The sequence below is a fragment of the Sphingobium tyrosinilyticum genome (assembly GCF_042654265.1).
In the GTDB taxonomy this organism is placed as follows: Bacteria; Pseudomonadota; Alphaproteobacteria; order Sphingomonadales; family Sphingomonadaceae; genus Sphingobium; species Sphingobium tyrosinilyticum.
The window spans coordinates 1-501 of record NZ_JBHSFZ010000055.1; the positions used below are offsets into that span (position 1 = coordinate 1).

Consider the following 501-nt stretch of genomic DNA (forward strand, 5'->3'; position numbering starts at 1 on the left):
CCCGTCCCGCCCCAGCCGCAACGTGTCCGCAAGCCGGACTGGATCCGCGTCAAGGCGCCGACCAGCCCAGGCTATCACGAAACGCGTAAACTGATGCGCGAAAAGGGGCTCGCGACGGTCTGCGAAGAAGCGGCCTGTCCCAATATCGGTGAATGCTGGACCAAGAAGCATGCGACGGTGATGATCCTGGGCGACGTTTGCACCCGGGCCTGCGCCTTCTGCAACGTCAAGACAGGCATGCCGCGTAAGGTCGATCCTAATGAGCCGCAGAACCTCGCCGATGCCTGTGCGGAGATGGGGCTCGAACATATCGTCATCACTTCGGTGGATCGGGACGACCTGCCCGATGGCGGCGCGTCGCAGTTCGTGAAAGTGATCGAGGCGCTGCGTCGCACGACTCCGGATACGACCATCGAGATTTTGACGCCAGATTTCCGGAACAAGCATGAGCGGGCCGTCGAGATGATCGTGGCTGCGCGGCCGGACGTCTATAACCACAAT

At 61.7% G+C, this 501-nt stretch carries 1 protein-coding gene; it reads left to right on the plus strand.

All coding sequences use genetic code 11. The features are described 5' to 3' along the window. The coding region (locus tag ACFO3E_RS15885; protein ID WP_380806079.1) for a lipoyl synthase at positions 1-501 on the plus strand (501 nt) is incomplete at both ends.